This is a genomic window from Methylorubrum populi (assembly GCF_002355515.1).
In the GTDB taxonomy this organism is placed as follows: Bacteria; Pseudomonadota; Alphaproteobacteria; order Rhizobiales; family Beijerinckiaceae; genus Methylobacterium; species Methylobacterium populi_A.
Genome location: NZ_AP014809.1, coordinates 4,399,411 through 4,411,447 on the forward strand (window position 1 = coordinate 4,399,411; position 12,037 = coordinate 4,411,447).

Annotated in this window: 10 protein-coding genes; 6 read left to right on the top strand and 4 right to left on the bottom strand. The window is 70.2% G+C overall.

The features are described from left to right. Window positions 1-2: 2 nt before the first annotated feature. The 6 genes from MPPM_RS20415 to MPPM_RS20440 all read left to right on the top strand — a co-directional run bounded on the left by MPPM_RS20415 (window position 3) and on the right by MPPM_RS20440 (window position 7,664). A complete protein-coding gene (locus MPPM_RS20415; protein ID WP_096486616.1) occupies window positions 3-3,152 on the top strand; it encodes an efflux RND transporter permease subunit in 3,150 nt (1,049 codons plus the stop codon). Window positions 3,153-3,170: 18 nt separating this feature from the next. Continuing rightward, complete coding sequence (locus MPPM_RS20420; protein ID WP_096486617.1) at window positions 3,171-3,536, top strand: hypothetical protein; 366 nt, start codon at window positions 3,171-3,173, stop codon at window positions 3,534-3,536. Window positions 3,537-3,696: 160 nt separating this feature from the next. Continuing rightward, complete coding sequence (locus tag MPPM_RS20425) at window positions 3,697-3,939, top strand: hypothetical protein (protein WP_096486618.1); 243 nt, start codon at window positions 3,697-3,699, stop codon at window positions 3,937-3,939. A 91-nt stretch (window positions 3,940-4,030) separates the two neighbouring features. After that, window positions 4,031-4,408 (top strand): DUF305 domain-containing protein, encoded by a 378-nt coding sequence (locus MPPM_RS20430; protein WP_096486619.1) that lies wholly within the window; start codon window positions 4,031-4,033, stop codon window positions 4,406-4,408. Between the two features lie 148 nt (window positions 4,409-4,556). Continuing rightward, window positions 4,557-6,956 (top strand): heavy metal translocating P-type ATPase, encoded by a 2,400-nt coding sequence (locus tag MPPM_RS20435; protein WP_096486620.1) that lies wholly within the window; start codon window positions 4,557-4,559, stop codon window positions 6,954-6,956. A 228-nt stretch (window positions 6,957-7,184) separates the two neighbouring features. After that, window positions 7,185-7,664 (top strand): hypothetical protein, encoded by a 480-nt coding sequence (locus MPPM_RS20440; RefSeq protein WP_096486621.1) that lies wholly within the window; start codon window positions 7,185-7,187, stop codon window positions 7,662-7,664. Between the two features lie 375 nt (window positions 7,665-8,039). Here MPPM_RS20440 and MPPM_RS20445 read toward each other — a convergent pair whose 3' ends face one another. The 4 genes from MPPM_RS20445 to MPPM_RS29035 all read right to left on the bottom strand — a co-directional run bounded on the left by MPPM_RS20445 (window position 8,040) and on the right by MPPM_RS29035 (window position 11,522). After that, window positions 8,040-8,378: a ubiquitination-like system serine protease family protein gene (locus tag MPPM_RS20445; protein WP_096486622.1), complete on the bottom strand. Its 339-nt coding sequence runs from the start codon at window positions 8,376-8,378 to the stop codon at window positions 8,040-8,042. Beyond that, complete coding sequence (locus MPPM_RS20450) at window positions 8,378-9,772, bottom strand: ThiF family adenylyltransferase (protein ID WP_096486623.1); 1,395 nt, start codon at window positions 9,770-9,772, stop codon at window positions 8,378-8,380. The genes MPPM_RS20445 and MPPM_RS20450 overlap by 1 nt, the downstream gene beginning before the upstream one ends. Before the next feature lies 1 nt (window position 9,773). Then, window positions 9,774-10,487: a multiubiquitin domain-containing protein gene (locus MPPM_RS20455; RefSeq protein ID WP_096486624.1), complete on the bottom strand. Its 714-nt coding sequence runs from the start codon at window positions 10,485-10,487 to the stop codon at window positions 9,774-9,776. Between the two features lie 144 nt (window positions 10,488-10,631). Then, window positions 10,632-11,522: a PD-(D/E)XK nuclease family protein gene (locus tag MPPM_RS29035; RefSeq protein ID WP_348529748.1), complete on the bottom strand. Its 891-nt coding sequence runs from the start codon at window positions 11,520-11,522 to the stop codon at window positions 10,632-10,634. Between the last annotated feature and the right edge of the window lie 515 nt (window positions 11,523-12,037).

Consider the following 12,037-nt stretch of genomic DNA (forward strand, 5'->3'; position numbering starts at 1 on the left):
CGATGTTCACCTTCCTCGTCAGCCAGTCGGTCCGCAACCGCCTGCTCGTCCTCGCGCTCGCCGCGGTGCTGGTACTGTACGGCGCCTTCACCGCGACCAAGCTGCCGGTCGACGTCTTTCCCGACCTCAACAGACCCACCGTCACGGTCATGACGGAGGCGGAAGGGTACGCCCCCCAGGAGGTCGAGCAACTCGTCACTTATCCCATCGAGACCCGGATGAACGGTCTCCCCGGCGTGACCCGCGTGCGCTCGGTCTCGGGCGTGGGCCTGTCCATCACCTACGTCGAGTTCGACTGGGGGACCGACATCTATCGGAACCGGCAGCAGGTCGCGGAGCGCCTGTCCCTCGTCCAGGACCAGCTGCCCCGCGGCGTCACCCCTGTGATGGGCCCTGTCTCCTCGATCATGGGCCAGATCCTGCTGGTGGCGGTCACCAGCGAGACCGCGACCCCCATGCAGGTGCGCGAGGTCGCCGACTTCACCATCCGGCCGCGCCTGCTGACCATTCCGGGCGTGGCGCAGGTCATCCCCATCGGCGGCGAGGTGCGCCAGTTCCGGGTCAGCCCCAACCCAGCGGCGATGCGCGCGCTCGGGGTGACCAATGCCCAGCTGGAGACGGCGCTGGCGCAGTTCGGCACCAACGCCGGCGGCGGCTTCACCGATCAGAACGCCCGCGAGTACCTGATCCGGAGCATCGGCCGGACCATGAGCCTCGACGACCTGCGCAACCTCGTGGTCGCGACGGTCGCCGACACGCCCGTGTACCTGCGCCAGGTCGGGGAGGTGTCCTTTGCCGCGAAGGTGAAGCGGGGCGACGCCGGCTACATGGCCAAGCCAGCGGTCATCGTCTCGGTCGAGAAACAACCCGACGTCGACACCGTGCGGCTGACCCGCAGCATCGAGACCGCACTGAAGGAACTCAACCCGAACCTGCCCGGTGGCATCAAGGCCGACCAAGTGCTGTTCCGGCAGGCAGACTTCATCGAGACCTCGATCCGCAACGTCGAGCGCGTCCTCGTCGAGGCCGTGCTGGTCGTGGCGGTGGTGCTGTTCGCCTTCCTGTTGAACGTGCGCACCACGGCGATCTCGCTGCTCGCCATCCCGGTCTCGGTGCTGACGACCGCGGTCGTGTTCCACCTCGCCGGGCTGTCGATCAATACGATGACCCTTGGCGGCCTCGCCATCGCCATCGGCGAACTCGTCGACGACGCGGTGGTCGACGTCGAAAACATCTACCGGCGGCTCGGCGAGAACCGAAAGGCCGGCAACCCGAAGAGCGTGTTCCAAGTGGTGGTGGAGGCCTCGAACGAGGTGCGCTCCGGCATCGTCTACGCGACGCTGATCATCATCCTGGTGTTCGTGCCGCTCTTCGCCCTCTCGGGCATCGAGGGCCGGCTCTTCGCACCCCTGGGGCAGGCCTACATCATCTCCATCCTGGCGAGCCTGCTCACCTCCATCACCCTGACGCCGGTGCTGGCGTCGCTGCTGCTCCCGGGGCTCAGGAACCTTGAGGAGCACGACAGCCGCTTCCTCAAGCTGCTCAAGCGGGGCAACGCCGCCCTGTTGCGGGTCGCCTTCCGGCACAAGGGCTGGCTCGTCGGAAGCGTCGCCGTGGCGGTCGCCGCCGCGGGCGTCGCCGCCTGGAACCTGCCCCGGGCCTTCCTGCCTCCGTTCAACGAGGGCTCGTTCACGGTCAGCATGACCTTCAACCCGGGCATCTCGCTCGCCGAGAGCAACCGGGTCGGGCTGATCGCCGAGAAGCTGCTCCTGGACATCCCGAGCGTTAAGGCGGTGGGCCGCCGGACCGGTCGGGCCGAGCTCGACGAGCACGCCGAGGGCGTCCACTCCTCCGAGATCGACGTGGCGCTCGACGAAGGTACGAAGCGTCCGAAGGAGGCGCTGGTCGCCGACATCCGCGGGCGCCTCGCCGCCCTTCCGGTGGCGGTCAACGTCGGCCAGCCGATCTCGCACAGGCTCGACCACATGCTCTCGGGCGTGCGGGCCGAGATCGCGCTCAAGGTGTTCGGCGACGACCTCGACGCCCTGCGGCGGGTCGCGAACTCCCTGCGCGACCGCATGGCCTCGATCCCGGGTCTCGCGGACCTGCAGGTCGAGCGGCAGGTGCGCATCCCGCAGCTTGAGGTGCGCGTCGACTACACCCGGGCGGCCCTTTACGGCGTCCAGCCCGCGGCCGTCGTCGAGCAGATCAGCCGCCTCTCCAACGGTCGGGTGGTCTCGACGGTCGTCGACGGCGTGCGCCGCTTCGACGTGGTGCTGCGCCTCGCCGAGAACCGCCGGACGACGACGGGGCTGGGCGACCTCCTGCTGGAGACGCCCTCGGGCTGGGTGCCGGCGCGCCAGGTCGCCGACATCCGCGAGACCGACGGGCCGAACCAGATCCTGCGCGAGAACGCCCGGCGCCGCATCGTGGTGCAGGCCAACACGACGGCCGGCACCGACATGGCGACCGTCGTGGCCGCCATCCGCGAGGCGGTGGCGAAGGAGCCGATGCCGCCCGGCTTCTTCACCAGCCTGGAAGGCACTTTCCAGGCGCAGGAGGAGGCGAGCCGGACCATCGCGGCGCTCTCGGCGCTGTCGCTGGCCCTGGTCTTCGCCATCCTGTTCAGCCGCTACCGCTCGGCCGCCCTGGCGCTCATCATCATGGGCAATGTGCCGCTGGCCCTGATCGGCTCGGTGGCCGCGCTCTGGCTGGTGGGGCAGCCGCTCTCGGTGGCGTCGATGATCGGCTTCATCACGCTGACCGGCATCGCCGCCCGCAACGGCATCCTGAAGATCAGCCACTACCTGAACCTGTCACTGCACGAGGGTATGCCGTTCGGGCCCGACCTCGTCGTGCGCGGCAGCCTGGAGCGGCTGACCCCGGTGCTGATGACGGCGCTCTCGGCGGGCGTGGCGCTGGTGCCGCTGCTGTACGACGCCGCGAGCCCGGGCAAGGAGATCCTGCACCCGGTGGCGGTGACGATCTTCGGCGGCCTCGTCAGCGCGACGCTGCTCGACACCTTCCTGACCCCCGTCCTGTTCCTGCGCTTCGGCCGCAAGCCGCTGGAGCGGCTGCACGCCCTGCACGCCGAGGCGCCGGCCGACCCGTCCCCGGACGGCGCGCGACCGCGCCCGGCCGAGGCCTACTGACCCCCGAGGAGAACCAGCATGATCCTGCACAGACTGACCCTCGTCGCCGGCCTGATGGCGGCGACCGCGGCATACGCCCACGAAAGCGCCGGCCAGCACGGCGGCCGGGTAGCCGACGCCGGGAAGTTCCACGTCGAGCTCGCTACCAAGGGCGAGACCGTCGACGTCTTCCTGTCGGACGGCGGCCAGAAGCCGGTGCCGGCCACGGGCTTCAAGGGCACGGCCATCCTCGTCGTCGGCGGCAAGCCGACCCGGGTCCCCCTGGAGCCGGCCGACGGCAACCGACTGACAGGGACGGCCCCGGTGGCGCTCGGGGACAGCCCGAAGGGCGCCGTGCAGCTCACCGCGCCCGACGGTGCCACGGCCAGCGGCAAGTTCGACTGAACATCGCCCCTTGTCGCGAGCGCGACCGGAAGGGGGCCTGAAGATCCCACGCAGGGATGCAGGGGGGAGCCGCCCGAGGCGGGTGCCCGTGCCGGAGCCATCGGTCGACGAGCTGCACGCCCGCGGCCGGCCAACCTCAATGAGCCAAGGAGTTCACCACATGAAAATCGCCGCTGTCGCCACCCTTCTGATGGCCTTCGGTGCGGCATCGCCCGCCTTCGCCAACGACCAGGGCAACGCGAACGCCGAGCAACAGACGCAGCCCACGCCGAGCCGCGGCGGCACGGCGGGAGGGCCTGCCCACGACATGCGTTTCGGGGACACGGGCCCCACGAAGTCCGGCGAGCGGATGGACCACGGACGTTCCGACGGAACGGCCGCCAAGCCTCCCCACGGTCACTGAACGCCGCCGCGCCTCACGACGCCCCGTCGCGCCGGAGCGGACGTCCGTTCCGGCACGACGGCATCCCACGCTATCGAAAAAGGTAACGACCATGAAAGCTCCGAACACGCTCGCCATCGCCGCCATTCTCGGTCTCGGTTTGGCCGGTACCGCCCACGCACAGGACATGAGGGACCACGGTTCGATGTCCTCCATGAAGCCAGACCCGAAGGACGACGCCTCGACCAAGGACTTCAAGGCCGCCGACATGGCCATGATGAAGGACATGGCCGTCGCTTACACCGGCAACCCGGACGTCGATTTCCGCACCCACATGATTCCGCACCACAAGGGCGCGGTCGCGATGGCCAGGGTCGCCCAGAAGCACGCCAAGGACCCGTCCACCAAGGCGATGGCCCAGAAGATCATCGACGACCAGGAGAAGGAGATCGGCGAGATGGAGGCGTGGCTGAAGCAGCACGCCAAGTAGGTCGGCCGCGCCCCGGTCCGGGGCACCCATCCCGACGGGGACGCCCGCCGTCCCCGTCACCTGTTCGATGTCCTTGGACAGCCTCAGCCTGCTTCCCGTCACCGGAAGCCGGTGACCGAAGGCGATGCGAACCCACGGGAGCCAGGTCATGCCGCATAGCGTCCCCTCCTCGCACGAGCGCCGCGGCCATCATGCCGGGCACGACCATGCGCAACTTGGGCACGGTGATCGCGAGACACAGGCTTCCGACACCGGGACGGTCAAGGATCCCGTCTGCGGGATGACGGTCGATCCGCACGCCGCGAAGCATCGGGCCGAGCACGCCGGGCACCCGTACTACTTCTGCTCGAACGGATGCCGGACCAAGTTCGAGGCCGATCCGGTCCGCTACCTCGATCCGGGGCAGGCGAGGGTGGAGCCGGTGCCGGAGGGCACGATCTACACCTGCCCGATGCACCCGGAGGTGCGGCAGGTCGGCCCGGGAGGCTGCCCCCTCTGCGGGATGGCGCTTGAGCCGGCGATGGTTGGCGCCGACGAAGGACCGAGCGAGGAGCTCGTCGACATGACCCGGCGGTTCTGGGTCGGGCTCGTCCTGACCCTGCCGGTGTTCGTGCTGGAGATGGGCGGCCACCTGTTCGGCCTGACCGACCGCCTCGGCCAGCAGAGGTCCAACTGGATACAGTTCGCGCTGGCGACCCCGGTCGTGCTCTGGGCCGGCTGGCCATTCTTCGTGCGAGGCTACCGCTCCGTGGTCTCGCGCAACCTGAACATGTTCACCCTGGTCGCCCTCGGGACGGGGGTGGCCTGGGCCTACAGCGTGGTCGCGACGTTCGCGTCGGGGCTCTTCCCGGAGGCGCTGCGCGGGCACGGCGGGGCGGTACCCGCCTATTTCGAGGCGGCCGCGGTCATCACCGTGCTGGTGCTGCTCGGGCAGGTGCTGGAACTGCGCGCCCGCGAGAGCACCGGTGGCGCGCTCCGCGCGCTGCTCGACCTCGCGCCGAAGACGGCCCGGCGCATCCACCCCGACGGTACGGACGAGGAGGTGCAGCTCGACGCCATCGGCGTCGGCGACCGTCTGCGCGTGCGCCCCGGCGAGAAGGTGCCGGTCGACGGCGCCGTCGTGGAGGGCCGCAGCTCGGTGGACGAGAGCCTGGTGACTGGGGAATCCATGCCCGTCGGCAAGGAGGTCGGCGCCAGCGTCATCGGCGGCAGCCTCAACCAGTCCGGCTCGCTCGTGGTCGAGGCGACCAAGGTCGGGCGCGACACCATGCTGGCCCGCATCGTCCAGATGGTGGCCGAGGCGCAGCGCTCGCGCGCACCCATCCAGCGCCTCGCCGACCAAGTCGCCGGCTGGTTCGTGCCGGCGGTCATCGGCGTGGCGGTGCTCGCCTTCCTCGCCTGGATGGCCTTCGGGCCGGAGCCGCGCCTCACGTTCGCGCTGCTTGCGGCGGTCGCGGTGCTCATCATCGCATGCCCCTGCGCGCTTGGCCTCGCCACGCCGATGTCGATCATGGTCGGGGTCGGTCGCGGCGCCCAGGCCGGGGTGCTGGTCAAGAGCGCTGAGGCCCTGGAGCGCATGGAGAAGGTTACCACTCTGGTTGTCGACAAGACCGGCACGCTGACCGAGGGCAAGCCGGCGGTGACGCGTGTGGCGGCGGCGGCCGGCTTCGACGAGGCCACGGTGCTGCGCCTCTCGGCGAGCGTTGAGCGAGCGAGCGAGCACCCGCTCGCCCTCGCCATCGTGAAGGCGGCTGAGAGGCAAGGGATCGGCCTGGCTCCCGTGGCGGATTTCGACAGTCCGACCGGCAAGGGCGCGCTCGGCACTGTCGAGGGCCGCCGCGTGGCGCTCGGCAACGCCGCTTTCCTGCGTGAACAGGGCGTCGACGTCTCGGCCTACGCGGCCGAGGCGGACGAGCTCCGGCGCGACGGCGCCACCGCGATCTTCGCGGGCGTCGACGGCCGCGTGGCCGGCATCATCGCCATCGCCGACCCGGTCAAGGAGACGACGGCCGAGGCGCTCTCGGCGCTCCGGGCCGAGGGCATCCGGGTGGTGATGCTGACCGGGGACAACCGCACGACCGCTGAGGCGGTGGCGCGCCGCCTGGGCATCGAGGTGGTCGGGGCCGAGGTGCTGCCGGACCAGAAGGCCGCCGTGGTCGAGCGCCACAAGGCTGCGGGTCAGGTGGTCGCCATGGCAGGCGACGGCGTGAATGACGCCCCCGCGCTCGCGGCGGCGGATGTCGGCATCGCGATGGGCACAGGCACGGACGTGGCCATCGAGAGCGCCGGCCTGACGCTGCTCAAGGGCGACTTGATGGGGATCGTGCGGGCGCGGCGCCTTTCGAAGGCGGTGATGGGCAACATCCGCCAAAACCTGTTCTTCGCCTTCGTCTACAACGCCGCCGGCGTGCCGGTCGCAGCCGGGGTGCTGTACCCGTTCCTGGGCATCCTGCTCTCGCCCGTCATCGCCGCCGCGGCCATGGCGCTGTCCTCGGTCAGCGTCATCGGCAACGCCCTGCGCCTGCGGACGGCCCGGCTCAATCCTTGAGGCCACGTGTCGGTCGAGCAGGGTCTGCGCATGAGTATGATCGCGGCAGGACCATCGATCGGCAGACCGGGCATGGGAGTCGCGCACGGGTCCCCGCGGCCTCGGGACGAAGCACAAAAAAGGTGATCGTCCTCTCGCTCTCACCGTCCGGCGTCAATCTTGAACGGCGTGCGAGGCCAAGCCACCTGACGGGCCGCGCCTGCGGATGGGCGCCCTAAAGAGAAGATCATGCCGCACCACGACACGACGGCCCTCTCGGGGGTCATTCAGCACGTTTTCGCCCATCGCTTCACGGTGGAGGCCGGCGGCGGGACGCATCTGGCCGATCTCGGCCCTAAGGGAGCGGAGGCCTTCCCGCTCGTGGCGGGCCTGCATGTGGACATCGAGGGCGAGCGTCGCCCGTCCGAGATCAAGGTGACGCGGATCGCAGCCGAGGGCCGGGAACCCGTGCACATCCAGCATAAGAAGCCCCATCACCCGCCTGGCGATAAGCGACCGGACATGCCGGCCGACCCATCGCGCGTGCTGGAGGCGGTAAAGGCCGCGGGCTGGACCCCGTCGGGGGACCTTCGCCGCAAGCCGAAGCACTTCGAAGTTCTCGCGCGCCAGGGTTGCGGGGCGTGGGCCGAGCTTCACGTGGATTTCGGCGGGACGATCTACAAGAACAAGTCACCCGATCCTACGAAGTGGGCCGCTGCCCTGGCCTAACGGCTTCTACGGGGCGGCGCACGTGCGCCGCCCCGTTCAGAGTTCGTCCTGCCGCCGACGGCCGGGTATCCCGCGTTCGGGCGGGTGGCGCTTATCCGGCCCTCGGCTTGGTCCGGACCGCAACGAGGGAAGCGACATCCCTCCGCCGGTCAATTCTTCCGGCGTGATATGGTCGAGGTGACGGCCTCCAAGCAGCACCGTTCGTCGCAACGAGGGCTTCTTGAACGGCCCCATGTCCGGAATTCACCCCGGTCCGGCCAGCGGCGACCTAGCTCCGGGTCGAGCTCACCTCCGGTCGCCACGGCGGAATCCTCCCCGCTCCGGAGGCGACAGGTTCGGCGTCGGCGGAACCGGCGCCGCGGCGGGCGAAGGCGGTCAGCACCAGTCGGTCCGGCCCTTCCTCAGCCAGAAGTGACTCTGGCATCCCACTTGCCGCCAGACGCTCGGCGTCAGCGACGCCGTCCCGTCCCAGTGTCGGCGGATACGCCAGCCCGGCCGGTCGCCGGGAACGAGCGAGAGCTTGATCGTCTCGCTGCAGCCGCACGGGCACCCGAAGGCTGCGAACCACTGATGGCCATCCTCACCCACGACGTAGACCGTGCGAGGCGCGGGCGTATCGGGCTCCTCGTCGACGAAATCCACGGTGTGACGCCCGAGGCGGCGGGCGACCCAGGACAGGGACGCCCGCAGGAGCGTAACGGGAAGTCCCGCCATCACGCCGCCCTCATGAGCATGTCGAGATGCGGTCGGTTCAGGAACGGCCTCATGTCGCCTCGACCGAGGTATCGCGCGAGCGCGTCGTCCGCGCCCTCCTCCGGCGCGAACTGCCAGAACCCGGCCGTCAGGCTTAGGGTCTGGACGGCGAAATCGCCGTTCGGGTCGAGCCGCGACGGATGCAACCTCAGCAGCAACTCGACCACCGCGAGGCTGGAGAACAGGCCGTTCACCGCACCCACGGCCGGCCGCTCCTGCGGCACGCCGCGGATGTAGCCGCGCGCGAGGCGGTCCTCGTAGGCCGCGGGGTCCTGCCTCCTCAGGCTTTCGGCCTCAAGCATCCCGTCCGTGTAGAGACCGCGTCCCCGGAGGCTGGAGCGCCCCGGCTGCAGGTAGTGGACCGACCCGCAGATCTGGTCGATGCCACCCTCGCCATCGGCGTCGAGCATTACCCCGATGTCCAGGTAGGCCAGGACGTAGAACGTCGCGAGGCGATTCAGCAGGTCGCGGCCCTCGACCCCGTCCATGCACCCGAACACGACGTCGCAGGTCGAAACGGCCCTGAGCGCGTCCGGTCGGGACAGGTCGCAGGGAAAGGCCTCTACCCTCGCACCGAGCCCGAGGCGTTCGACGAACGCCGCAAGGACCTCCACCTTCGGCCGACCCACGTCGGCGAGCGTCGTGTTGACGATGCGGTTGAGGTTCTTGTCCTCGACCAGGTCGGGGTCGACCAGCACGATCTCGCCGACGCCGAGGCGGGCGATCTGGTCAACGACCGGACCGCCGGTCCCGGAGCACCCCACGACCCCGACGCGGAGGTGCCGCATCGCCTCGAACGTCGCGCGTCCGAAGGCTTGGGCGTGCCGCCGCGCGAACTCGGGAACGGCCTGGGCGGCGTGAACGGGGGGCCGGTGGAAGCGGAGGTCATCGCCGACGACGCCGACGTGGTCGAGCGGCGCGTGCGTGCCGTCCTCGCCATGGGCCCGGGCGATCATCGTCCCGTCCGGGACCATCACCGCGCTGAGGTGCGGCTGGCCGTCGTCGATCCAGGCATGGACCCCGCCGAACAGGTCGGCATCCGCGGCGTCGTCCACCTCGCTGAAGCGCAGGTCGCCGCTCGGATGGCTGTGGACCTTGGCCACGGCCATGCCGCGCTTCGCCGCTTCCGCGAGCAGGGGCTCCAAGTAGGCGGTCGGCCAAGTCACGCGCCTGTCGGTGCGCTCGCAGGCATGGTGCGGGATCGGGACGATCCGGTTCACGACGAATTTCGTCCGTCCGGGCGAGGCGGCGCGCCCGCAGAGCATCAGGGCGACCGCCTCGCGGCCGTCGCCGGGGAAGAGGTGGGCGCAAAGCGCGGCGTGTTGCGCGCCGGTCAGGGCGAGGGTGGTGCGCATGTCAGGCGGCCCCCACTTCCTTGGCGAGGCAATGCTCGACCAGCGCGAGGTGCGTGCCGATGTCGTCGACGTCCGGGCGCCAGGGGTTCTCGCCGGTGCGGTGACGCGACCAACCCTGCCAGTGCTTGCCCTCGAAGGTGTCCTCGACCAGGGCGCGGATCGGAACCCCGTCGGCCCGGGCGAGCGGGGGGTGGAAGTAGAACATGTCGATCTGGGTCGAGGGATACCCCGGCAGCAGGCGCAGCATGAGGTCCGCCTTGGCCGGGGCGTACCCGGTGCGGACGGGATAGTCGCGGACGACGACGCGGGTGACGCCCGCCTCTTGGATCGCCTCCCAGCGGTGGCCGGCCGCGTCGAGCGTCTCCTCGTCGCCTTCGGGAAGCGCGAAATCCCGGCGGCGGGGGAGCGGCTGCTCCCCCTCCGTCTGGTCGAGCGGCAGGGTGACGAAGCGCTCCTCGCCGCTGTCGCTCACGTGCACGACCTCGTCGAGGCCGATGCGCTTCAACTGGGCGCCGACCTTCTGGAAAATCTTCCAGCGGTCCGGGTGCGCCTTGCCCGCGATAACGAGCAGGTCTCGGCCGGTCAGGTCCGGCAGCGGGTTCTCGTAGCTCTTCTTGTCGATGCGGAAGCCGTAGACCTTGACCGCGCGGACGCCGTCCTCGTCCGTGCGGGGGGCGTTGTCGTCGTGGTGGCCGTGGTTCTTGTTGGTATTCATCCGGTTGCCTTTCGATCATCGCGGGAAGCCATCCTTCCCGGCCCGTCGAGGGGTTGATCGAAAGGGGCCGGCCAAGCCGGAAACGGCCAGGCCCAAGTTTTTTTCGGCCGCGGGCCGGGCAGCCTCTAGGGGCTCCGGGCCGCGCTACCGGCCCCACGCCAGGGGTCGCCGCACCACCGCCGAGCCGCCCGGAAGGCCGGGGCAGGCGAAGTGATGCGGGCAGCGCGGACAGCGGGATCCCACGCTCGGGGCGAACAGTCCCGCCCCGATGCCGGACATGTGAGCGACGACGGCGGCACGAAGCTCGTCCCGTTTCTTCGGCGGGATCTCCACCGGTAGCCGGCTGCCGCCGGTGAGATGCACCGCCTCGACCACGACGGGTTCGCCGAACGTCGCCTCCGCCGCGGCATCCAGGACGATGTACTCGATCTCCTTCAGCAGCGCCGACGGTGCCTTCCTCGTCGCGACGCGGCGCACGACGAGGCGTCCGTCCGCGTTGCGGACCACGTCGTGCGCCCTGGAAAGGACGCTTCCTCCCGCAACGGCCAGGCTCATGGCCTCGGGAGGCAGCCTGCCTTCCTCGTCACGCAGGCCGAGGAGGAACCGCAGCATCTCGTCCGCGATGGTCCTGTACGCCTCGGCGTGCCCGTGGTCGACCGGGCCGTGCTCGGTCCAGGCCGCGGCGAAGGCCTCGCCGAAGCCCTCCGGCTCGGCGCGTCCGGCGTCGAAGTTGCGGTCGAGCCAACGGACCGTCTCCGCCACGGCGTTGTGCATCCGCATGTACGGCGTCTCGTCGCGGCGTCCGCCCAGGCCGAGCAGGTAGGTGTAGAGGAAGCGCAGCCCGCACTTCCCGTAGGAATCGAGGTGCTGGTGGTCGAGCGCGAACGGCGTCTCCCATGTGATGGGAACGGCGGCCGGGCCGGATGGCGGCGGAGGCGACGGGAGCCGGACGAGTGCGGGCGGGCAGCCCAGCGTGGCGGCGATCCGGGCGTTGTAGTCGGACGGGTTCCGCTTCTTGGTCCCGCCGGCCATCATGGTGGACCGGTAGAGGCGCAGGTCGTCTCGCGCGCGGGAGAGCAGGACGAAGAAGAGGCAGGCCTCCTGCTCTTCGTGGCCCGTCAGGCAGGCCTGCGGGCCGGTGAGGCCGTCGCTGCCCTCGATCAGCGCGTCCGGCGGCGGGCACCGGCGGCGGCTTGGCCGTTCGCGGCAGGCCCGTCTTGATCATGCCGGGCGCATGGACGAGCCGGAACTCCAAGCCCTTGCAGGCGTGGATCGTCATGATGCGCACCGCGTCCAGTTCGAGGGCGGCGTCCGGGACGTGCCTGAGCGACTTCTCCTCGCCGAGGACGACCAGCCTCTTGATCCGGCGGAGCGCCTCGAAGGTCGGGAACTGACCCTCGACCGGCAAGGACCGCAGGAAGTTCAGGAATTGCCAGATCGCGATGCCCGCCATCCGTTCTGGCAGGGTACCTGAGGCCGCGATCCTCCGGCCGATGCCGAGCCGGTCCAGCACCAGCGCGCTCGCGATGCGCCAAGGGGGTGTCCGATCC